Genomic DNA, 23426 nt, shown 5'->3' on the forward strand with positions numbered 1-23426 from the left:
GTTGCCGGGCACCTTTCGATCGGTGTCGGATCCGACGGCGGTCCCAGGTTCGTTCAATCCGAATCCCTTCAGCGCCCTCGGAGATGTGCCGAGCCGATCCCAGACATCGCGCTCGCCCGATCGCTCGGGCTCACACGCTGCTCGGTGGGCCGATCACCACGCACCCCCCAGGGTGTGCGGCACCACCCGTCGAACGCCTCGGCACTCGACAGTGACAACACAACTGACCCCGAGTCTAATTCCCAGCTGTGCAGCCCGGGTGAGGCGGGGCCCGGAGAACGTCGGCGGCGGGGCCGCCGGTCAGTCGTCGTCGGGCGCCTGCCGCACCACGACCAGCTGGTCGCCGGTCTCCAGGCTGGCCACGGTCGGGTCGTAGTACTGCCGCAGGGTGCGGTTGCGGACCACCCCGAGCACCCGTTCGCCGCGGATGTCCGCCGGTGGATGGCCGACCTCGTCGGCGGTGACCTGCCGTTCGATGATCTCCAACCCCTCGTCGGCGGTGAGCAGGTCCTCGATCACCGCGCCGAGGTTGGGGCTGATCGAGCTGAGCCCGACGACCCGACCGACGGCGTCGGAAGAGGTGATCACGGAGTCGGCACCGGACTGTCGCAGCAACGGCGCGTTGTCCTGTTCACGGACCGCGACCACGATGTGCGCGCCCGGGTTCATCTGTCGGACGGTCAGCGTCACCAGGATCGCGGAGTCATCGCGATCCAGGGTGATGATGACGTCTCGGGCCTTGCTGATCTCGGCCCGGCGCAGAATCTCGCGTCGGGTGGCGTCACCGTGGATGGCGGCGAAGCCCTGCAGGTTGGCGTCGGCGATCACCGAGGGGCGGCCGTCGATCACCAGCAGCTGGTTCGGCATGGTCTTGCTGTCGGTCAGGGTCTGGACCGCACTGCGGCCCTTGGTGCCGTAGCCGATCACCACGATGTGGTTACGCATCCGCTTCCTCCAACGGGAATCCAGGAACATCCGGCGACCCTCGTTCGCCAACACCTCCAGGGTGGTGCCGACCAACAGGACCAGGAACGCGATCCGCAACGGGGTGACCAGGATCGCGTTCATGATCCGGGCGTGCGGTGCGACCGGGGTGATGTCGCCGTAGCCGGTGGTGGTGATGGTGACGGTCGCGTAGTAGATCGCGTCGATCAGCGAGACCTTGCCGTCGTAGCTGTCGGTGTAGGCATCCCGGTCGAGGAAAACGATCAGCACGACGAGGCCGAGCAGCGCCAACGCCAACAGGCCGCGGAAGGCCAGCTGGCGTCCCGGCGACAGCACCCGGGCCGGCAGGCTGACCAGGGTCCGGGTGGACGACATCCGCGTACGCCGACGTCGGCCGCCGGGCTCATCGGGCCAGTCGGCGGCATCGGGACGGAAGCTTTCGAACACGGGACGACCTCGGTGGGGACGCTGGGTTCGCGGACGGGTGGTGGGACTGCCGGCGGCGGTCAGTCGCCGTCGACGTGGGTCAGCGCGATGACCTCGTCGATCCCCTGCTCACTGAGGTTCTTCCGGCCGCCGAGGAAATCCAACTCCAGGACGACGGCGACCGCCACCAGGTCGGCGCCGAGTTCCTTGATCAGGTTGGCCGTGGCGGCGATCGTCCCGCCGGTGGCCAGGACGTCGTCGACGATCAGCACCCGCGATCCCTTGCCGATGGCGTCGCGATGCACACTGAGGGAGTTGGTGCCGTACTCCAACTCATACGAGGTGGTGATCACCTCACCGGGCAGCTTGCCCGGCTTACGGACCGGTACGAAGCCGGTCCCCAGCGCCAACGCGACCGGTGCACCGAAGATGAAGCCACGAGCCTCCATGCCGACCACGACATCGATCGCCTTCGGCGACTGCTGCACCAGGTCGGTGATGACGGCGGAGAAGCCGCCGGGTGATCCGATCAGCGGCGTGATGTCCTTGAACACCACGCCGGGTTCCGGGAAATCCGGGATGTCACGGATCAGATCGACCCAGTTGAGGTTGTTCATGGCTTCTTCCGTTCACTGCGCGGCTTGCGTTGTGGCTGCGGACGCTTGGCCGCAGCGTCGTTGAGTCTGTCACGGCGGGCGTCGTCGCTGCCGTCACTGCGCCCGGTGGATCGGCCACCGGGTCGTTGGCTGCCGCCGGATCCGCTGCCGCGGACCGACAGCGTGATCGTGGACTTGCCGACCTTGACCTCGCCGTCCTCGGGGAAGGCGTCACGGCCACCGTCGTCGCCGGTATCGGTGTCGGTGTCGACCTCGGGGTCGGCTACCGCGGTCGCGGTGCCGGTCCCCCGGCCCCGACCAGCACGGCCGGCGCCGACACCGACGGCCTCGCCCCGAGCCTTGGCCTCGTCCTTGGCACGGCGAGCGGCGACCCGCTTCTGCTGCCGGATCATGTCCGGCTCGCGTTCCTTCCAGGCCGCCAACAGCGGAGTGGCGATGAAGATCGAGGAGTACGCGCCGGAGATCATCCCGACGAACAGTGCCAGCGACAGGTCCTTCAGCGGACCGGTGTGCAGCACGACGCCGCCGGCGAACAGCAGCGCGGCCACCGGCAGCACGCCGATCACGGTGGTGTTGATCGACCGGACCAGGGTCTGGTTGACCGCGAGGTTGGCCGACTCGGAGTAGGTCCGCTGCGCGTTCGCGGTCAGGTTACGGGTGTTCTCCCGGACCTTGTCGAAGACCACCACCGTGTCGTAGAGCGAATAGCCGAGGATCGTCAGCATCCCGATCAACGATTCGGGGGTGAAGGAGAAGCCGACGACGGCATACACCCCCAGGGTGATCGCCAGGTCGTGTAACAGCGCGACCAGCGCCGCTCCGGCCATCTTCAGGTTCCGCATGTAGGCCCACAGCAGCAGGCTGACCAGCACCAGGAACACGCCGAGCGCGATCACCCCTCGTTCGGTGATCTGGCTACCCCAGGACGCACCGATCAGGCTGTAGGTGATCTGGTCGGCGTTGGCCCCGGTCGCGTCGGCCAACACCTGCTTGACCTTCGGGACCTCGCTCTCGGAGTTCAGTGCCTCGGTCTCGACCCGGATCGTCGAGTTGCCGACCTTGGTCACCTCGGCGTCGGAGACGGCTCGGACGCCGCTGCCGCTGAGCGCGTCCTGGACCTTGCTGACCGTTGCGGTGTTGGCCGTCGCCGGGACCTGGAACTCTGCGCCGCCGGTGAACTGGATGCCCAGGTTCAGGCCACGGATAAGGAATCCGGCGATGACGATGACCAGCAGGATGCCGGAGATGACGAACCAGCGCCGACGCTTGCCGACGAAGTCGTAGGAGATCTCACCGGTGTAGAGCCGGTGACCGAACTGACCAAGTTTGGACATCAGCTTTCTCCCTCGGTCGCGTGTCGTGCCAACGGTCGCTTCCGACCGCCCGGCAGGGCCTGGACCCCGAGGTGCGAGGCGTCCAGCCCCGACAGCTTGTGACCGCCGCCGAAGAACTTCGTCCGGCTGAGCAGGGTCACCAGCGGCTTGGTGAAGAAGAACATCACCATCACGTCGATCAGCGTGGTCAGGCCGAGCGTGAACGCGAAGCCACGCACCGAACCGATCGCCAGCATGAACAGGATCAGCGCCGACAACAGCGACACCCCGTCGGCGACCAGCACCGTCTGCCGAGCCCGACGCCAGCCGGTCTCGACGGCGGCCCGGATGGTCCGCCCCTCACCGACCTCGTCGCGTATTCGCGCGAAGTAGATGATGAAGCTGTCCGCGGTGATACCGATCGCCACGATCGCGCCGGCGATACCGGCCAGACTGAGCGCGAACCCGACCGATGCGCCCAACAGCACCATCGCCGCGTACGTGCTGGCGAACGCCACCGCCAACGAGGCGACCACGACGACCGCCAAACCGCGGTAGTAGAGCAGACAGAACAAGATCACCAGGGCCATGCCGACCGCACCGGCGATCAGCCCGGCCTGCAACTGCTCACCGCCCAGGGTCGGTGACACCGTGTCGACGCTGGAGATCTCGAAGGCCAGCGGCAGCGAACCGTACTGCAGCACGTTGGCCAACTGGCGCGCGCTGTCCTGATTGATGCCCTGACCGCTGATCATCGCGCTGCCACCGGCGATGGCGTAGGAGACCGACGCCGAGGACACCACGTCGCCGTCCAGGACGACGGCGAAGGCGTTCTCCGGTTGGCTGCGCTTGGCCAGCTCGCGGGTGGCGGCCTCGAACTGCTTGCTGCCCTTGGAGTTGAAGCTCAGGTTGACCTGCCAGCCGCCGGCCGTGCCCTGGCCACCGGTGGTCGCGCTGGCATCGGTCACGTCGGTGCCGGCGATCAGCATCGGGCCGAGCAGGTATTTCACGGTGCCGGCGTCGTTACAGGCGAACAGCGGCTGGTCGGAGACGTCGGGATAGTACTTGTCGTCCCGCGGGCAGGTGAACGCGGCGAAGTCGGTCTTGTCCTTCTGCGACGGCTGCCAGTCGATCGCCTTGTCCGGAGCGGTGCCCTTGCCCTCGGCCGACGGCCGCGGCTTCGGCGGCACCGGCGGCTCGGTCGGCAGCGCCGGTGCCGGGCGTCCGTTGCCCTTCGGCTTGGCCGTGGCGGACGCACTCGGCTTGCTGGACGCGCTCGATCCGGCGTCGGCCGACGATCCGGCCGAGGCCTTGGCCGACGGAGAGCTGGACGGGTCGCCGGCCGACGGCGAGTCCGACGCCTTCGGCTGCGGCGTGGTCTGCTGCTCGTCGTAGACCGAGCGGAACCTCAGCTCAGCGGTCTGGCCGACCTGTTGGATCAGCTCGTCGCGCTGCACGTTCGGGGCGCTGACGATGATCTGGTTGCCGCCGGCGGTGGTGACCTCACTCTCGCCGACGCCCAGGCCGTTCACCCGCTGCTCGATGATCGTCCGGGCCTGTTCCAGGCTGGTGGCCGACACCGACCCCTTCCCGGTGGTGTTCCGGGCGGTCAGGGTGATCGTCGTGCCCCCGCTCAGGTCAAGCCCGAGTCTCGGGGTCCAGTTCTTGGTGACCGCCATCAACCCGTACAGGGCTGCGATCACGATGAAGAAGGCCACCAGCGTACGCAGTGGATGGCCGACCTTTGATGCCACAATCGGTCCTCGGGGTGTCGGTCCTCAGGCTTGCTTCTGGTCGTCGCCGTTCGGCGTCTCCGACTCGCCTGCTGGCGTATCCGGCTGGCCGCCGTTTTCGGCGTCCTCCCGAGACCGGACCTGGTCGTCGTAGGCGTTCAGCGAAGACTCACCCAACGACGATCCCGAAGAATAGGACCCGGACGGTTCGCTGCTGCCCTGCGGGGGCCACGGCGCCGTCTGGTGCTGGGTCGGTTCCTCGGTCGGTGAACTGAAATCGGGACCAGCCCCCTGCTGATCCGCTGCGGAATATCCCTGGTCCCCCGGGGCGTACTCGTGGATCGGCGCGCCGCCGGCCAGGCCACTGGCCGACCCTGCCTGATCGCCCGAACCGTCCTGCTCGCCGGTTCCCGCGGCAGCACCGGTCCCGGCCGCGCCGCCGGCTGCGGCAGCGCCCAACTGCGATCCTGCACCAGGGCCGTCGGAGGCACGGTAGGAGCTCAGCTCGGCGTCCTCTTCCTCATCGCCGACGACCCGACCGACGGCCTGCTTCAGCATCGTGATCCGCGCGCCCGGCGAGGTCTCCAGTACGACCTGCTTGTCGCCCATCGCCACGATCGTGGCGTAGATCCCGGTCGTGGTGACCACTCGAGCACCCGGCTCCAGCTTGCGCACCATCTCCTGCTGCTGCTGCGTCCGCTTCCGCTGCGGCCGGATGATCAGGAAATAGAACGCAATGATCATCACGACGATCAAGATGATCGATGTGTAACTCTGCACTTCGGATTCACGTCCAATCGTCGGCGTCGGGACGCCGCTGAGGTTGCCGTCGGGCGGTCGTTTCAGTCGTGTGGGCGGGTCGACTACGCGGCCCGGCCCGACTGCTCCGACCGCCGTACTCTACCCAGTGTCCACGACAAACCCCGACAGCGCCGCACCGACGCCGCCCGAGGACCGATTCGCCAGGGGCGATATCGCAACACAAGTCGCCATATGACCCTCGCCGCGCACCCTCCCGGGGCGATATGGCAACACCAGGCACCATATGACCCCGGCCGCGCAGATCCCCAAGGGACGATTTCCCAGCACGGGACACCATCCGACCGGCACCGGCAACGCTGCTCAGCTGAACAGGTCTGGTTCCTCGGCGGTGGTGGTGGTCTGCTGCCGCGGCGGGGTGAGCCCGAGATGCCGCCAGCCGGCCGCGGTCGCCACCCGTCCGCGCGGGGTACGCATCAGGAAACCGAGCCGGACCAGGAACGGCTCGGCGACCTCCTCGACGGTCTCGGTCTCCTCACCGACCGCGATCGCCAGCGTGCTCAGTCCGACCGGACCGCCGCCGAATTTGCGGCAGATCGCGTCCAACACGCCGCGGTCCAGCCGGTCCAGCCCGAGCGTGTCCACCTCGTACAGATCGAGCGCGGCGCGGGCGACCGCCTCGGTGATCCGGCCGTCGGCCCGGACCAGCGCGTAGTCCCGAACCCGGCGCAGCAGCCGGTTGGCGATCCGCGGCGTGCCCCGGGATCGGCTGGCGATCTCGACGGCGCCGGACGGGTCCAGGTCGGCGCCGATCAACGTGCCGGACCGGGCCACGATCCGTTCCAGCGCTTCGGCGTCGTAGAAGTCGAGCTGGGCGTTGAAGCCGAACCGGTCCCGGAGCGGCCCGGGCAGCATCCCGGCCCGAGTGGTCGCCCCGACCAGCGTGAACTGCGGGATGTCCAGTGGGATCGCCGTCGCGCCCGGTCCCTTGCCCACGACGACGTCGACCCGGAAGTCCTCCATTGCCAGATAGAGCATCTCCTCGGCGGGCCGGGACATCCGATGGATCTCGTCGAGGAAGAACACCTCGCCCTCGGTCAGGCCGGACAGGATCGCAGCCAGATCTCCGGCGTGCTGGATCGCCGGGCCGCTGGAGATCCGCAACGGTGCACCCATCTCGGCGGCGATGATGCCGGCCAAGGTCGTCTTGCCGAGCCCGGGCGGGCCGGACAGCAGTACGTGGTCGGGCACCGCATTGCGGGCCCGGGCCGCCTCCAGCACCAGGCCGAGTTGGTCACTGACCCGGGGTTGGCCGTCGAACTCGGCCAGCGTGGTCGGTCGCAGCGCCGATTCCGCGGCCGACTCGTCCGGGTCGGGATGCGGATCGACCAGGTCGGTGCCGCCGTCGTCGGGCCACTCGTCGCGTTCAGCCATGGTGTCCCCCATCATTCCCGATCCCGCCGACCATCCGCCTGACCCCCACCGCGCGACCACCATCGGTCGGGCCGAAGATCGACCTGCAGCGATCGATCAGGCCTTGGCCAGGGTCCGGAGCGCGGCCCGCATCAGTTCGGCGATGCTGATCGTCGGGTCGTCGGCGGCGAGGTGTTCGACCCGCGTACACGCGGCGTCGGCGTCCTTGGCCGACCAGCCGAGGCCCTGCAGACCCTGGCTGACCTGATCCCGCCACTCCTCGTCGTTGCCCGGTTCCGGTCCTGCGGCGGCATCGGTCGGGTGATCGGCGACGATCGCGTTCACCTTGTCCTTCAACTCGATCACGATCCGTTGGGCACCCTTCCGGCCGACGCCGGGGACCCTGGTCAGCGCGACCAGGTCCTCGGTGGCGATCGCCTTCCGCAGCTCGTCCGGGGCCAGCACGGCCAGCGCTGCCTGGGCCAGCTTCGGCCCGACGCCGGAGGCGCTCATCAGCAACTCGAAGAAGTCGCGCTCCTCACCGGTGCCGAAGCCGTACAGGGTCAGCGAGTCCTCCCGGACCACCAGCGAGGTGGCCAGGGTCGCGGGCTGCCCGGCCCGCAGGTCGGCGGTGGTGTTCGGGCCGCACAGCGTCTTGATGCCGACTCCGTTCACATCGATCACCGCCGAGGTGGCGGCGAGCTGGATGACGGTGCCGGAGAGTTGAGCGATCATGCCTCATGTCCTGGTACGGAAGGAGTTCGTCGGCGGGCCAACGCGTACGCACGGCGTTGGCGTGCTGCTTGTTCGGTGGCGGCCTGTTCGGCGCGCACCAGACGATCACTGGCCGCGCCGCGCCAGACGTGACAGATCGCCAGCGCCAGCGCATCCGCGGCGTCGGCCGGCTTCGGCGTCGCCGCCAAACGCAGCACCCGGGTCACCATCGCACCGACCTGGGCCTTGTCGGCCCGACCGGAGCCGGTGATCGCCGCCTTCACCTCACTCGGTGTATGCAACGCGACCGGAAGCCCGTGCCGGGCCGCGACCAGCATCGCCACTCCCGCGGCCTGCGCGGTGCCCATCACGGTCTGCACGTTGTGCTGGGCGAACACCCGCTCAACGGCGACGACATCGGGCTGATGTTGGGTGATCCACTCGTCGAACGCCCGCTCCAGCCGCAGCAGCCGATAGGCGGTGTCGGTCCCGGTGTCGGTGCGGACGACGTCCACCGCGACCAGCTCCGGATTGCGACCGAGCGTGCCGTCGACGACGCCGAACCCGCATCGGGTCAGGCCGGGATCGATCCCGAGCACCCGCACGGCACACCTCCCTGGAACAGACGATCCGAACAGACGTTCGGACCCTATCTCAGGTACGCATCCGCGCCGCGCTGGGCAGCGGGCGTGTCGCCGACGACGCAGCCGGCGCCGGGTATCCGGATCCTGTGCGCACGACTGAGGGCCCCACTCGACGTGCTGCCGAGCGGGGCCCTCATCGAGTCGGCTTTACGGCTCGCCCGGTGGCGGGTTGACCAGGAATCCGGTGTGCCCGTTGCAGGAATCACCGGGCTGGAAGCCGGAGGCCTTGCGCTCGGCGGGCGTGGCGCCGAACGCTCCCTTGCTGTGTCCCCAGTTCTGCGGCGGTGCATTGCCGGGACCGGGGAAGCCCGCACCTTCACCGTCCTCCAGCCCGGAGTAGGCACAGATCGAATGGGCGTGGGCAGCTCCCAGACCCTCACCGCCCGGCGGCTGGCCGTTGCCGTTGATCTCGCCTCCGTAGGCGGTGCTGATCCCTCCGCCGAGGAGTGCCGCCGTTGCGAACGCGGTGGCGACGCCGGTCCTGAATGTGAATCGCATAGTTTCCCCCGATCCAATACGAATACTGATCCGACGGTAGCCCTGGCCGGGTGCCGGCGGGCCGAATGCGCATGATCAGCGATCGAGGACGGCTATCGGGCAGTTTGTTCCCTGCCGAGCAGCGCACGGCGGCCCCGGCTGCCCAGACCTACCGCCATGCGGAACCAGTGCGAGGCCCAGTCGCCTGAGTGATCAGTCGACGCCGGAGTCGATCGCGGCGCGGTCCAGGGCGTCTTCCTCGCCGGCGGCCGGGTTGGCGGTGATCCTGTCGGCACCACCCGGTTCGAGGGCACCGACCAGCTCGGACTCGCGCTGCGGCAGCGCGCCGAGCCCGGCGTACAGTTCGAGCTTGGTCCTGGTATCGGCGATGTCCAGATTGCGCATCGTCAGCTGACCGATCCGGTCGACCGGGCCGAAGGCGGCGTCCTCGGTACGTTCCATCGACAGCTTGTCCGGATGGTAGGAGAAGCGACTGCCGGTGGAGGACTCCCGGGTGTCGACGATCGTGTAGTCCTCACCGCGCCGCAGCCGCAGCACCACCGAGCCGGTGACCGCCGAGGCGACCCAGCGCAGCAGCCCTTCCCGGATCATCAGCGACTGCGGATCGAACCAGCGGCCCTCGTAGAGCAGCCGGCCGAGCTTGCGGCCGTCATTGTGGTAAGCGGCAACGGTGTCCTCGTTGTGGATCGCATTCAGCAGCCGCTCGTAGGCGATGTGCAGCAGCCCCATCCCCGGTGCCTCGTAGATGCCGCGGGACTTGGCCTCGATGATCCGGTTCTCGATCTGGTCCGACATTCCCAATCCGTGCCGGCCACCGATCGCGTTGGCCTCGTCGAACAGATCGACGACGTCGGCGTAGGTCTTGCCGTTGATCGCCACCGGCCGGCCGGCCTCGAAGGTGATCTCCACGTCCTCGGTCGGGATCTGCACCGCTTCGTCCCAGTACGCCACACCCATGATCGGCTCCACGATCTCCATCGAGGTGTCGAGGTGCTCCAGCGTCTTGGCCTCGTGGGTGGCACCGAGGATGTTGGCATCGGTGGAATAGGCCTTCTCGGTGCTGTCCCGGTACGGCAGATCGTGAGCGACCAGCCACTCCGACATCTCCTTGCGGCCGCCGAGCTCGGAGACGAACTCGGCGTCCAGCCACGGCTTGTAGATCCTTAAGCCCGGGTTGGCCAGCAGCCCGTAGCGGTAGAACCGTTCGATGTCGTTGCCCTTGAAGGTCGAACCGTCACCCCAGATCGAGACCTGGTCGGCCTGCATCGCCCGGACCAGCAGCGTCCCGGTCACGGCGCGACCGAGCGGGGTGGTGTTGAAGTAGACGCGGGCGCCGCTGCGGATGTGGAAGGCGCCGCAGGCGATCGCGGCCAGTCCCTCCTCCACCAGCGGCTTCTTGCAGTCCACCAGCCGGGAGAGCTCGGCGCCGTACTGTCCGGCCCGGCCGGGTACGGACGCGATGTCGGGTTCGTCGTACTGCCCCAGATCGGCGGTGTAGGTGCACGGAATCGCGCCCTTGTCGCGCATCCACGCGACCGCCACAGACGTGTCGAGGCCGCCGGAGAAGGCGATACCTACGCGCTCGTTGACCGGGATAGAGTTCAGCACCTTGGACATGCGCATCATTATGCAGCATCGCGAATGATTATGCACATCGGCGGTAGCGGGCGGTAATTCGCTTGGGCCGAGCGGCCGGACTTGGTTAGCGTCGCCGATCGTGACCCGACCCGGCACCGACGGCTACCTGATCTGCGCGACGCCGCGGACCGGCAGCACTCTGCTCTGCGGCCTGCTGACCTCGTCCGGGGTCGCCGGGCATCCCGCCTCGTACTTCAACCGCCGCGGTCTGCACGACTACGCCGAGACCTGGCAGATCGACCGACCGCGGGACGGACGGATCGATCGGACCTACCTGCGTGCCGCGACGGCCGCCGGTACGACGCCGAACGGCGTCTTCGCCGCCCGGATCATGGCCGAGTCGCTGCCGGAACTGATCAGCGACCTGGCCGCCGACTCGCCGCCGGCCGACTCGGAGCTGGAGCTGTTGAGCAGCCGGTTCGGCCGACTGCGGTTCGTCCACCTCCGGCGAGGCGACGTGGTGGCCCAGGCGGTGTCCTGGGCGAAGGCGCTGCAGACCCACTTCTGGCATCCGCACGAGGCTGTCCGGCCCGGCGGTGTCGCACCGCACTACGACGAGCAGCTGATCGGTCGGCTGGTCACCGCGATCGAGCAGTTCGAGGAGGCCTGGGCCGACTGGTTCACCGCCCAGGGCGTGGTCCCCCACCGGGTGACCTACGAGGAGTTGTCGGCCGATCCGGTCGACACCGCGCACGGCGTCCTCGATCATCTCGGCCTGCAGCTTCCGGCCGGCCGGGAGCTCGTCGTCGGGCACCGCAAACAGGCCGATCGCGTCAACAGCGACTGGGTCGAACGCTTCGGTAGCCACCGGGCCTGAGGCCGAGCCCGGACCACCATCGGACCAGGCTCGGCGTCGGCGTTACAGGTACTGTCCGGTGTTGCTGACGGTGTCGATCGAGCGACCGGGCTGGGTGCCCTTGTTGGACGAGATCAACGTCCGGATGAAGACGATCCGTTCGCCCTTCTTGCCGCTGATCTTGGCCCAGTCGTCGGGGTTGGTGGTGTTCGGCAGATCCTCGTTCTCGGCGAACTCGTCGATGATCGCCTGCATCAGGTGCCCGATCCGCAAGCCCCGGACCCCGGTGTCCAGGACGTCCTTGATCGCCATCTTCTTGGCCCGATCGACGATGTTCTGGATCATCGCGCCGGAGTTGAAGTCCTTGAAGTACAGGATCTCCTTGTCGCCACCGGCGTAGGTGACCTCGAGGAACTGATTCTCCTCGGAGTCCTCGTACATCCGGGTCACGGTGCGCTCGATCATCGCATCGATGGTGCGTGCCCGATCGCCGCCGAACTCCTTCAGATCCTCGTCGTGCAACGGAAGTGAGGAGGTCAGGTACTTGGTGAAGATGTCCCGGGCGGACTCGACATCCGGGCGTTCGATCTTGATCTTGACGTCCAGCCGGCCGGGTCGCAGGATCGCCGGATCGATCATGTCCTCCCGGTTGGAGGCACCGATGATGATCACGTTCTCCAAGCCCTCGACGCCGTCGATCTCGCTCAGCAGCTGCGGCACGATGGTGTTCTCCACATCGGAGGACACGCCGGTACCCCGGGTCCGGAACAGCGAGTCCATCTCGTCGAAGAAAACGATCACCGGCATCCCGTCGGTCGCCTTCTCCCGGGCCCGCTGGAAGACCAGCCGGATGTGCCGCTCGGTCTCGCCGACGTACTTGTTCAGCAGCTCCGGGCCCTTGATGTTGAGGAAGAAGCTGCGTCCTTCGCGGCCGGTGCGCTCGGTGACCTTCTTGGCCAACGAGTTGGCCACCGCCTTGGCGATCATGGTCTTGCCGCAGCCGGGCGGGCCGTAGAGCAGTATTCCCTTCGGCGCCTTCAACTCGTGCTCGGCGAACAGTTCCTTGTGCAGGAACGGCAGCTCGACGGCATCACGGATCGCCTCGATCTGGTTGCCCAGACCGCCGATCTCCTCGTAACCGATGTCCGGCACGTCCTCCAGGACGAGCTCCTCGACATCCATCTTCGGGACGCGTTCGTAGGCGAAGTGCACCCGTCGGTCGACCAGCAGCGAGTCGCCGGACCGCAGCTTCTCCGACAGCAGCCGGTCGGCCAGCCGGACCACGCTCTCCTCGTCGCCGTGCCCGACGATCAGCGCGCGTTCGCCGTCGGCCATCACTTCCTTGAGGCTGACCACCTCGCCGACCTCGTCGAACTTGAGCACGCCGACCACATTCAGCGCCTCGTTCAGGATCACCTCGCGACCGGGTTCGAGTTGGTCGGCCTCGATCTCCGGGCTGACGCTGACCCGCATCTTGCGGCCGGCGGTCCAGACGTCGGCGAAACCTTCCTCGACCGGCCGCAAGAAGACCCCGAAACTGGCCGGTGGCTGGGCCAGCCGGTCGACCTCAGCCTTCAACGAGATGATCTGCTCGCGCGCCTCACGCAGCGTGGTGGCCAGCCGTTCGTTGTTGGCGGCGGTGGCGCGGACGTCGGCGCGGGCATCGGCCAGGCGACGCTCCAGCATCGCCAGGTCATGCGGGTGGCCGGAGACGCGCTCCCGTAGCCGGGACAGCTCGTCGTTCAGCAGACCGATCCTGGTGAGCAGGGCCTCTCTGTCGTGCTCGGACTCGTGCCCGCTGAACCCTTCCGCAGCCCCCTCGAACTCAGACGGGTTGTGGCGATCCGGTGTTTCAGTCATGTGGACACCTCCATGCCGAAACAGTACCCGCCGGCCCAGCCAGAAAAGGGCTGGTTTCCCGCGTGCCGGGAATGCGCTTCGGTTACGGTTGGGTTCCTGCACCGTCACCGGTCGGCGCGGTGGTCGGGCGCGGCCCGGTGTAGTCCTCGCCGTACGCTCCCGGTGCCGGCCGGCGCTTGCGAGCCGGTGCGGTGACCCCCGGCGCCAGCCGGCGCGAGGTCAGCAGGAACCCGGTGTGTCCGACCATCTGGTGCGACGGCCGGATCGACAGCCCCTCGACATGCCAGCCGCGGATCATCGACTCCTCGGCCTGCGGCTCGGTGAAGCCGCCGTGCACCCGCAGCGTCTCGGTGATCCGTCCGAGCTGGGTGGTGGTCGCCACGTAGCAGCAGATCACTCCGCCCGGCACCAGCCGGTCGGCGATCACGTCGACGCATTCCCAGGGCGCCAGCATGTCCAGCACCACCCGGTCGATCTCGGTCGGCGCACCGGGATCGGCCCCCTCGCCGTCACCCAGCGCGGTCGCCAGGTCGCCCAGCCGCAGGTCCCAGGCCGGGTGCTCGGTGCCGAGGAAATTGCGGACGTTCTTGGCTGCGATCCTGGCGAAATCCTCGCGCCGCTCGTAGGAGGTCAGCCTGCCGGTCGGGCCGATCGCCCGCAGCAACGCCAGACTGAGCGCGCCCGACCCGGCGCCGGCTTCGAGCACGCGTGCCCCGGGGAAGATGTCGGCGCCGACGACGATCTGGGCCGCGTCCTTGGGGTAGACGACCTGCGCTCCGCGCGGCATCCCGACAGTGAACTCCCCCAGCAACGGCCGCAGCGCCAGATACTGAACGCCGCCGACCGAGGTGACCACGACGCCCTCCGGGCCGCCGATCAGGTCGTCGTGCTCGATGGCGCCCTTGGCGGTGTGGAACCGTTGCCCGGGCGACAGCAGCAACGAATGCCGCCGGCCCTTGGGGTCGGTGATCGTGACCCGCTCGCCGGGCTGCAACGGCCCGGTACGCACACCGGAGTAGGCCGCCGGATCCGACACGGTCGGGTCCGCGGTTGCTTGCTGATCTGTCATCGTTCGACTTTCATCCCCCACAGCCCGAGCTGCCAGCCCGGGCCGAATGCGTTGGCCGTCACGGTGGTGTTGTCGGCGGCGTAGACGTACTCGCTGGTCTGCGAGATCGGCAGCACGACCTTCTCCGAGGCGGCGATGGATTGCAACTCGGCCAGCGCCGCGTTGAGCTGTGCGGTTCCATCGCCGGCCTGTCGCGCGCGGGCGTCGGCCTTGGCGATCGACGATGCCTCTTCCTTGATCGGATCCTCCAGCACCGGTTGCAGCCAGGCCAGACCGGTCGAGGTCCACGCCTTGCGATCGGTCAGTTGGAGATCGGCGGTGTCGTCGGACGGCCGCAGCAGCACGCTGAGTCCGCCGGTGTCCTCCAACCGGGTCCGGATCTGGTTGGCCAGATCGAGGCTGTTCGGTGCGCTCGGGTCGTAACCGAGGGTCAATTGGATCCTGTTGTTCCAGGTGACGTTGATCTTCGCGCGGCCGCCCAAGGGGAAGGACGCCTTGTGTCCGGGGATGTTGTTGGGGACGACCGAGTCCAGGGTCCGGTCCTCCTGCAGCGCTCCGGCGATCGCCGACCGCAGGGCGTAGGACTCGCGATGCTTGGAGTCCGGATTCCAGATCAGCTGCTGGACCCGGGCTCCGGGGAGCGCGGTCTGGCTGAAGCCTGCCTTGCTGCGATTGTTCTTCGATGCGTTGATCTGGGCCTGTAGCCGTTGTTGGGCGGCGGTGCTGAGTCCACGCCAGACGACGTCGGTCTGGTGCTTGGCCATCGCCTCCTCGATGCTCGCCGAGTCCGGCATCGTCCGGATCACCGCGTTGCCCACCTGTGCGGGCGCATACCCGGTGTAGTCCAGGAACTTGGCCAGTTCGACCTGGTCCTTGCTGATCTTGTCCACCGTGAACGGGCCGGACCCGACGATCGGGTCGTCGATCGCGGCGACCTCGTCACTGTTGTAGACCGTCCTGTCGACGATCGATGCCCCCGGTGCCGCCAGTGCCCAGGGGAACTGGGTGTCGTAGCGGCTGAGGATGAATCGAACGGTCGTGTCGTCCGGGGTCTCGATCCGGCGCAACGAGCCGAGCAGCGACGCCGAGGATCCCGGAACGTCGAGCCGGGTCGCCCGTTGGATGCTGAACTTCACGTCGGCGGAGGTCAGCTTGTCCCCGTTGCTGAACTTGAGGTCCGGCCGGAGCGTGCACTCATAGGTGGTCTTGGACTCGAAGATGCAATCTCGGGCGGCGTCGGGTTTCAAGGCCCCCGCCGTCGGGTCGGCGGTCATCAGACGCTGGAACACGTTCTGGGTCAGCATCGTGGAACCGGTGTCGGCGACGGCAGCGGGATCGGTGGTCTTGATCGAATCGGTCGTCATGATCGTGAACTTCCGCTCCGGCGACGGCGACCCCGACGGTGTCGGCCGCGGATCTCCACCGCCACTGCAGCCGGTGATGATCAGCATCATGATCATCACCGCAACGCTCGGCAGCAGTGCCGTGCGCCGGGCCCCGGTGATCATCGACCCTCAGCCTCAGCGCCGCGGGAATCCGGTACGGCGCGGCGGTCCCGAAGGCCGGTTGCGACGATCGGCTCACGGCACATCGGGCGCCCCGGACTGCCTTGTCGCGACCATCTCCGCGACCGAGTTCGCGTCGAGTTCGGCCAGCGACCGGACACGTACCTGGTTGGCGGCCGGTGGGACCGGGACCACGTTCTCGATCACCACGACGGTCGCACCGGACGCACCACCGGACGCGGCACCGGGCGGACTGTCCTCGAAGACGACACAGTCCTGCGGGTCGACACCGAGTTTGCGGCAGGCCGTCAGGTACGGCTCCGGGTCCGGCTTGCCGTGCTGCACCTCGTCGCCTGCGACCGAGGCCTGGAACGACCCGGCCGGCACCCGGTCGATGATGACGTCCAACAGCTCGCGATAGGACGCCGACACCAGGGCGCACGGGACCCCGGCCACCCGCAACGACTCCAGCAGTTCCAGAGCCCCAGGTCGCCACGGGATCGGCTTGGTCCGGCAGTGGTCGACGACCACACCGAGCAGCTGGTCGACGATCCAGTCCGGATGCAGGTCGTCCCGGCCGATCACCTTGGCGATGTAGGCACCCGACTCCGGCAGCGAGCCGCCGACCAGCTGGTGGGCGTGCTCCTCGCTCCACTCCCCGCCCAGTCGCGGGATCAGCTCGAATTCCGCCGCGATCCAGATCGGCTCGGTGTCGGCGAGGGTGCCGTCGAAGTCCCACAGCGCCGCGGCGAGTCGGCGATCGGCATCGGGTTGTCCGGACGTCGGGAGGCCCTGACCTGCGGGGTGCGAGTTCTGACCTGCGGTGGGGCTGGTGCGTTCGCTCATGTCGCGGCCATTCTCGCAGAGCTCAGCCCCCGGTCGCGACTCGGCCGGTGACCGTCGACTCCGCGGCGAAACTCCGGCGCCGAGACCTCGGTGACCGCCGGGTCCGGACGTCCTATGCTGGATGATCAGCTGTGTCCGCAACCCGAACGAGGCTCCCCGTGTCCGTCGCGCCCAATCTCCGTCCTGATGCAACCGCCGAACTGACTGCTGCGCTGGAGCAGCGGATCCTGGTCATCGACGGTGCGATGGGCACGATGGTGCAGCGCCACAAGCTCGAGGAGGAGCACTACCGGGGCGAGCGGTTCGCCGACTGGCCGAGCGACATCAAGGGCAACAACGACGTCCTGGTGCTGACCCAGCCGCAGATCATCCGCGACATCCACGACGCGTTCCTCCAGGCCGGTGCCGACATCGTCGAGACCGACACCTTCAACGCCCAGCAGATCTCGCTGACCGACTACGGCATGCAGGAACTGGCCTACGAACTGAACGTCGCGGCCGCGCGTCTGGCCCGCGAGGCCTGCGATGCGATGACCGAACAGACCCCGGACCGGCCGCGCTACGTGGCCGGCGCGATCGGCCCGCTGAACCGGACCGGTTCGATCTCCCCCGACGTCAACGACCCGGGCGCCCGCAACATCGACTTCGACACCATGGTCGCGGCCTATCTGGAGCAGGCCCGCGGTCTGGTCGACGGCGGTGCCGACATCCTGCAGATCGAGACGATCTTCGACACCCTGAACTGCAAGGCGGCGATCTTCGCCGTCGAGTCGCTGTTCGCCGAACACGGCCGACGCTGGCCGGTGATCATCTCCGGCACCATCACCGATGCCTCCGGCCGGACGCTGACCGGGCAGGTGACCGAGGCATTCTGGAACTCGGTCCGGCATGCCGCCCCGCTGATCGTCGGACTGAACTGTTCGCTCGGTGGCCGGGAGATGCGGCCGTACGTCGCCGAACTGTCCCGGGTCGCCGACTGCTTCGTGCACGCCTACCCCAACGCCGGCCTGCCGAACGCCTTCGGCGAATACGACGAGACGCCCGACGACACCGCCGGCCCGGTCGGCGACTATGCAGCCTCCGGCCTGGTCAACATGGTCGGCGGCTGCTGCGGTACGACGCCCGAACACATCGCAGCGATCGCCGCCTCGGTGACCGATGCCCAGCCACGCATCCGTCCGGAGATCGAGCCGGCGCTGCGGCTGTCGGGCCTGGAGCCGGTGACCATCGACGACGAGTCGTTGTTCGTCAACATCGGCGAGCGGACCAACATCACCGGTTCGGCCCGATTCCGGAAGTTGATCAAGAACGAGGACTACAACACCGCGCTGACCGTCGCCCGGCAACAGGTCGAGAACGGTGCGCAGGTGATCGACGTCAACATGGACGAGGGCATGATCGACGGCGTCGCCGCGATGCGTCGGTTCATCCGGTTGATCAGCAGCGAGCCCGACATCTGCCGGGTTCCGGTCATGATCGACTCCTCCAAATGGGAGGTGATCGAGGAGGGCCTGAAGAACATCCAGGGCAAGTCGATCGTCAATTCGATCTCGATGAAGGAGGGCGAGGAGGCGTTCATCGAGCACGCCCGGCTGTGCCGCCGGTACGGTGCCGCGGTGGTCGTGATGGCCTTCGACGAGGACGGCCAGGCCGACAACCTCGAACGCCGCAAACAGATCTGCCAGCGGGCCTACGACATCCTCACCGACCAGGTCGGCTTCCCGCCCGAGGACATCATCTTCGACCCGAACGTGTTCGCCGTCGCCACCGGCATCGAGGAGCACGCCACCTACGGCACCGATTTCATCGAAGGTGTCCGCTGGATCAAGGACAACCTGCCGTCGGTGCGGATCAGCGGCGGCATCTCCAACGTGTCCTTCTCGTTCCGCGGCAACAACCCGGTCCGGGAGGCGATCCACGCCGTCTTCCTCTACCACGCGGTCAAGGCCGGGCTGACGATGGGCATCGTGAACGCCGGTGCGCTGGTGGTCTACGACGAGGTCGATCCCAAGCTGCGCGACCGGATCGAGGATGTGATCCTGAACCGGCGGCCGGACGCCACCGAGCGGCTGTTGGAGATCGCCGGCGACTATGCCGGCAGCGGCCAGCAGCGCGAGGTCGTCGACGAGCAGTGGCGTTCGCTGCCGGTCGCCGAACGCATCACCCACGCCCTGGTCAAGGGGCTGGACGAGTATGCCGAATCCGACACCGAGGAACTCCGGCAGGAGATTGCCGCGCGCGGCGGCCGACCGCTGGAGGTGATCGAGGGCCCGTTGATGGACGGCATGGGCGTGGTCGGTGATCTGTTCGGCGCCGGCAAGATGTTCCTGCCCCAGGTGGTGAAGTCGGCCCGGGTGATGAAGAAGGCGGTGGCCTATCTGATCCCGTACATCGAGGCCGAGAAGACCGACGACGACGAATCGACCAACGGCACCGTGGTGATGGCCACGGTGAAGGGCGACGTGCACGACATCGGCAAGAACATCGTCGGCGTGGTGCTGCAGTGCAACAACTACAACGTCATCGATCTCGGCGTGATGGTGCCGGCGCAGAAGATCTTGGACGCGGTCAAGGAACACGGCGCAGACCTGGTCGGACTGTCCGGTCTGATCACGCCGTCGTTGGACGAGATGGTCAACTTCGCCACCGAGATGGAGCGTCAGGGGCTGGAGATCCCGTTGTTGATCGGCGGTGCGACGACCTCGCGAGCGCACACGGCGGTGAAGGTCGACCCGCAGTACCACGGCCCCGTGGTGTGGGTGAAGGATGCATCCCGTTCGGTCCCCGTGGTCGCCTCGCTGATCTCCAACGAACGCCGTCCGGCGCTGCTGGCCGAGATCAAGACCGACTACGACGCGCTGCGGGAGCGGCACGCCAACAAGAACAACGACAAGGTGATCCTGCCGATCGACGACGCCCGTGAGAATCGGACGCCGATCGACTGGACCGACTATCACCCGCCGCGGCCACGGATGCTGCTGCAGCAGGCCCGGGACACCCACACCGACGACTATCACGAGTCCGACCAGCCGTTGCAGTATGTCAAGACCCTGACGGACTATCCGCTGTCCGAACTGGTCGACTACATCGACTGGCAGCCGTTCTTCAACGCCTGGGAGATGAAGGGCAAGTTCCCCGACATCCTGAACAACCCGTCCACCGCGGAGACCGCCCGCAAGCTGTTCGATGATGCGCAAGCCATGCTGACCAAGATCATCGACGAGAAGTGGCTGACCGCCTCCGGTGTGATCGGGCTCTTCCCGGCAGCGGCCAGTGGCGACGACATCATCGTCTACACCGACGAGCATCGCGACACCGTCCGGACCACCCTGCATCAGGTCCGGCAGCAGACCGAGCACCGCGAAGGCGTACCGCATCGGTCGCTGGCGGACTTCGTCGCTCCGGTCGAGACCGGACTGCGGGACTACGTCGGCGCGTTCGCCGTCACCGCCGGGTTGGGATCGGGTGCCAAGATCGCCGAGTTCAAGGCCGCGTTGGACGACTACAGCGCCATCCTGTTGGAGTCGCTGGCCGACCGGCTGGCCGAGGCCTTCGCCGAGCGTCTGCACGAACGGGTCCGGACCGAGTTCTGGGGCTACGCTCCAGACGAGTCACTGACGAACACCGAGTTGATCAAGGAGCAGTACGACGGCATCCGGCCCGCGCCCGGCTACCCCGCCTGCCCCGAACACACCGAGAAGCAGACCATCTGGGACCTGCTCGACGTCGAGGCCAACACCGGCATCGAACTCACCGACAGCATGGCCATGTGGCCCGGCGCCTCGGTCAGCGGGCACTACTTCAGCCACCCGCAGTCGCAGTACTTCGTGATCGGCAAGATCGGCAAGGACCAGGTCGCCGACTACGCCGAACGCAAGGGCTGGACCCTCAAGGAGGCCGAACGCTGGCTGTCGCCCAACCTCGGCTACGCCCCCGAAGCCTGATCTTGTCTTAGGGCCAGGTTGGGTGCTGCGGATTGTCACGACCTTCCGACGGGGAGCCGGGAGGTCGTGATACCGAGTCCCGCCCGAGGCGACGTTCGGCACGCCAGGTGATCCCGTCAAATCGACGTCGAATCGCGATCTCATGCGTGACCTCGGCCTCTACCCACGCTTGGGTCCACCTTCGGTTGCCTTTTGATATCCCGAATCGGCGGAGTTGCTACCCGGACCCGTTGCATCACCGCCCTATGGTGATTCGGCACCTGCAACCGGGCGGACACGGAGGGCTCTCCCGTCCGTCCTCGACCTAGGGGACGACGATGTCTGCCGAACCGAACCCGAAGGATGCAATCAGCGAATCGCTGACCGTCGACCGATCAACCCTGCGCCGGGCCTCGATCGCGGGGATGGTCGGCACGACGCTGGAGAACTACGACTTCGTCATCTACGGCACCGCCGCGGCACTGGTGTTCAACGAGTTGTTCTTCCCCAACTTGAACCCGGCGATCGGCGTGCTGGCCTCGTTCGCCACCTACGGGGTCGGCTTCGTCGCGCGTCCGCTCGGCGGCTTGTTCTTCTCCCATTTCGGCGACCGGATCGGGCGCAAATGGGTACTGGTCGCCACGCTGTTCCTGATGGGCACCGCGACCTTCGTGATCGGCCTGCTGCCGACCTACGGCAGCGTCGGCGTGCTGGCACCGGTGCTGCTCACCCTGTGCCGGCTGCTGCAGGGATTCGGCGCCGGCGCCGAACAGGCGGGCGGCATCGTGTTGCTGACCGAATCCGCTCCACAGAACAAACGCGGCCGGTATGCATCGCTGGTCTATGTCGGCGCCGCTCTCGGCTCCGTGCTCGGGGCCCTGGTGTGGGTCCTGGTGCAGCTGATGCCGGACGACCGGGTGCAGTCGATCGGCTGGCGGCTGGTCTTCCTGTCCTCGGTCCTGGTGACGATCGCGGCCTATATCTTTCGTCGCCGGCTGCGCGAATCGCCGGTGTTCGAGGAGGCCAAGTCCCGCGGCAAGATCGTCGAGCGGCAGAAGACTCCGATCGGTGTGGCGTTCCGGTTCGGCTGGCGCGGCATCGGCCGGGTGTTCCTGCTGAACATCGGCGCCATCGCGCATTCGTACTTCTACCAGGTGTTCGTCGCCAACTACATCAAGAACGACCTCAACATGCCCGGCGACGTCGTGCCGCCGATGCTGCTGATCGGTGGTGTGTTCGCGATGGGTGCGGCGGTCAGCGCCGGCGTCCTGAGTGATCGTTTCGGACGCAGACCGATCTACATCGTGATCTGTGCGGTGCTGATGCTGATGCCGTACCCGGCGTTCCTGCTGCTGCACACCCAGAACGTGATCATCATCGGGATCGTCGTCGTGCTCGGCTTCATCTTCGCCGTCGAGGGAACTGTCGGGGTGCAGTCGGCCTTCCTGCCCGAACTCTTCGGCTCCCGGTATCGCTACGCCGGTGTCGCACTCGGCCGCGAGACCTCGGCGGCGGTCGGCGGCTTCGGCCCGTTCATCGCCCAGGGGCTGCTGGCCGCGACCGGCAGCTTCGTCCCGGTGGTGATCTATCTGATGGTGCTGATCGGGATCGGGCTGGTCACCGCGATCTACGCTCCGGAAACCCGCGGCCGCGACCTGCTCAGCGAGCACGACGCCCGGCACGGCGATCCGGCACCGACCAGCCACTGATCCTGTTGATCACTCGGTCAGGTTGATCAACGGCGCACCGTCCCGCAAGGCCAGCAGGTTGGTCGCGATGTCACCGATCCTGGCCTCGAACGTGGCCCGCACGACACCGGAGATGTGCGGAGTGAGCAGCACATTGTGCAACTCGTTGAACGGCGCATCTGCCGGCATTGTCGTGGCGCCGACCGTCGGCGGATAGTGATACCAGACGTCGATCGCGGCCGCGCCCAGCCGGCCGTCCCGCAGTGCTTCGTACAGCGCGGTCTCCTGCACCACCGGCCCGCGGGCGACGTTGATCATGATGCCGTCGGGGCCGAGTGCTGCCAGCTCGGCCGGCCCGATCGCGCCGGTCGTCTCGGCGGTCAACGGAGCCGACACCAGCAGGATGTCGGACTCCTCGCAGAGTCGACCGAGTTGATCGACGCCGCCGGCCCATTCCAAGCCGTGCTCCGCGGCCCGGACGGCGCCGCGGCCGGTCACCGCGGCACCGGTCGATCCGAACGAGGCGAAGGCACGCCAGGCCCGTTCACCGACATGGCCGAAGCCGTACAGTCCGATCCGAGCGCCGGCCAGCCCGACCGGCAGCGGCAACGCAGGATCCTGCGCAGGTGAGGCCCAGCGGCCGGCTCGCAGCTGCCGATCGGCCCCACTGAGGCCGCGACGCAGGTCGATCGCGGCCCAGACCGCGTACTCGGCCATCGCGTCCTGGTGATGGTAGGTGTTGGCCAGCGCGATCCCCGGGCGCAGAGCCGCCCGGTCCACCCCGTTGGTCCCGGCACCGGAGACCTGGACCAGCCGCAGCCGAGGTGCGGCCGCGGCCAGCTCGGTGTCGAAGGCGCCGCCGACGATGGCGTCGGCGTCGGCGATCGCCGCCAGCGTCTCGGCACGATCGGTGGGCCACCGCAATTCGGCGCTGTCACCGAGCCGTTGCTGCAGGATGTCGGCGAGCGGCAGCAGGTTTCCGTCGGTGATCACCACGATCAGGGAGTCCATCGCCGCATCCTAGTGGCGCACCGCCGGG

Annotated in this window: 18 protein-coding genes; 3 read left to right on the top strand and 15 right to left on the bottom strand. The window is 67.7% G+C overall.

Annotated features, from left to right (window positions below; translation table 11 throughout):
• Positions 1–300: 300 nt before the first annotated feature.
• The 10 genes from BLU38_RS29625 to argG form a co-directional block, all read right to left on the bottom strand.
• The gene (locus BLU38_RS29625) at positions 301–1320 is read right to left on the bottom strand and encodes a potassium channel family protein (RefSeq protein ID WP_091533395.1); all 1020 of its coding nucleotides are present in this window, start codon (positions 1318–1320) and stop codon (positions 301–303) included.
• Positions 1321–1451: 131 nt separating this feature from the next.
• Entirely contained in the window at positions 1452–1988 is a 537-nt protein-coding gene (locus BLU38_RS29630) for an adenine phosphoribosyltransferase (protein WP_091530905.1), read from the bottom strand.
• Complete coding sequence (secF, locus tag BLU38_RS29635) at positions 1985–3322, bottom strand: protein translocase subunit SecF (protein ID WP_091530909.1); 1338 nt, start codon at positions 3320–3322, stop codon at positions 1985–1987. Before secF ends, BLU38_RS29630 begins: the two co-directional genes overlap by 4 nt.
• Positions 3322–5055, bottom strand: a complete 1734-nt coding sequence (gene secD / locus BLU38_RS29640) for a protein translocase subunit SecD (protein WP_091530913.1) — start codon at positions 5053–5055, stop codon at positions 3322–3324. Before secD ends, secF begins: the two co-directional genes overlap by 1 nt.
• A gap of 24 nt (positions 5056–5079) precedes the next feature.
• Positions 5080–5814: a preprotein translocase subunit YajC gene (gene yajC / locus BLU38_RS32165; RefSeq protein WP_091530917.1), complete on the bottom strand. Its 735-nt coding sequence runs from the start codon at positions 5812–5814 to the stop codon at positions 5080–5082.
• Positions 5815–6156: 342 nt separating this feature from the next.
• Positions 6157–7227 carry a Holliday junction branch migration DNA helicase RuvB gene (gene ruvB, locus BLU38_RS29650; RefSeq protein WP_091533396.1) on the bottom strand — a complete coding sequence of 357 codons (1071 nt, stop codon included), beginning with the start codon at positions 7225–7227 and terminating at the stop codon, positions 6157–6159.
• A gap of 96 nt (positions 7228–7323) precedes the next feature.
• Positions 7324–7941, bottom strand: a complete 618-nt coding sequence (gene ruvA, locus BLU38_RS29655; protein WP_091530920.1) for a Holliday junction branch migration protein RuvA — start codon at positions 7939–7941, stop codon at positions 7324–7326.
• Positions 7938–8525, bottom strand: coding sequence for a crossover junction endodeoxyribonuclease RuvC (gene ruvC / locus BLU38_RS29660; protein WP_091530924.1), 588 nt, complete (start codon positions 8523–8525; stop codon positions 7938–7940). Before ruvC ends, ruvA begins: the two co-directional genes overlap by 4 nt.
• A 186-nt stretch (positions 8526–8711) precedes the next feature.
• Entirely contained in the window at positions 8712–9062 is a 351-nt protein-coding gene (locus BLU38_RS29665) for a hypothetical protein (RefSeq protein ID WP_091530928.1), read from the bottom strand.
• Between the two features lie 192 nt (positions 9063–9254).
• Entirely contained in the window at positions 9255–10679 is a 1425-nt protein-coding gene (argG, locus tag BLU38_RS29670; protein WP_091533398.1) for an argininosuccinate synthase, read from the bottom strand.
• A gap of 100 nt (positions 10680–10779) precedes the next feature.
• Here argG and BLU38_RS29675 point away from each other — a divergent pair, with 100 nt between their 5' ends.
• A complete protein-coding gene (locus BLU38_RS29675; protein ID WP_157683861.1) occupies positions 10780–11517 on the top strand; it encodes a Stf0 family sulfotransferase in 738 nt (245 codons plus the stop codon).
• 42 nt (positions 11518–11559) lie between these two features.
• Here the strand turns inward: BLU38_RS29675 and arc are convergent, their stop codons facing one another.
• From arc to BLU38_RS29695, 4 genes are all read right to left on the bottom strand, one after another.
• Complete coding sequence (gene arc, locus BLU38_RS29680) at positions 11560–13356, bottom strand: proteasome ATPase (RefSeq protein WP_091530935.1); 1797 nt, start codon at positions 13354–13356, stop codon at positions 11560–11562.
• A gap of 82 nt (positions 13357–13438) precedes the next feature.
• Positions 13439–14425: a tRNA (adenine-N1)-methyltransferase gene (locus tag BLU38_RS29685; RefSeq protein ID WP_091530938.1), complete on the bottom strand. Its 987-nt coding sequence runs from the start codon at positions 14423–14425 to the stop codon at positions 13439–13441.
• The gene (locus tag BLU38_RS29690; RefSeq protein ID WP_091530941.1) at positions 14422–15933 is read right to left on the bottom strand and encodes an ABC transporter substrate-binding protein; all 1512 of its coding nucleotides are present in this window, start codon (positions 15931–15933) and stop codon (positions 14422–14424) included. The genes BLU38_RS29685 and BLU38_RS29690 overlap by 4 nt, the downstream gene beginning before the upstream one ends.
• Positions 15934–16005: 72 nt before the next feature.
• A complete protein-coding gene (locus tag BLU38_RS29695) occupies positions 16006–16776 on the bottom strand; it encodes an HAD family hydrolase (protein ID WP_091530945.1) in 771 nt (256 codons plus the stop codon).
• A 158-nt stretch (positions 16777–16934) separates the two neighbouring features.
• Between BLU38_RS29695 and metH the strand changes: the two genes are divergently transcribed.
• Both metH and BLU38_RS29705 read left to right on the top strand, forming a co-directional pair.
• Positions 16935–20720: a methionine synthase gene (gene metH, locus BLU38_RS29700; protein ID WP_091530948.1), complete on the top strand. Its 3786-nt coding sequence runs from the start codon at positions 16935–16937 to the stop codon at positions 20718–20720.
• Positions 20721–21037: 317 nt separating this feature from the next.
• Entirely contained in the window at positions 21038–22408 is a 1371-nt protein-coding gene (locus BLU38_RS29705; RefSeq protein WP_091530952.1) for an MFS transporter, read from the top strand.
• 9 nt (positions 22409–22417) lie between these two features.
• Here BLU38_RS29705 and BLU38_RS29710 read toward each other — a convergent pair whose 3' ends face one another.
• Positions 22418–23398 carry an NAD(P)-dependent oxidoreductase gene (locus BLU38_RS29710; RefSeq protein WP_197679923.1) on the bottom strand — a complete coding sequence of 327 codons (981 nt, stop codon included), beginning with the start codon at positions 23396–23398 and terminating at the stop codon, positions 22418–22420.
• Between the last annotated feature and the right edge of the window lie 28 nt (positions 23399–23426).

The sequence above is a fragment of the Microlunatus soli genome (genome assembly GCF_900105385.1).
GTDB classification, from domain to species: Bacteria; Actinomycetota; Actinomycetes; order Propionibacteriales; family Propionibacteriaceae; genus Microlunatus; species Microlunatus soli.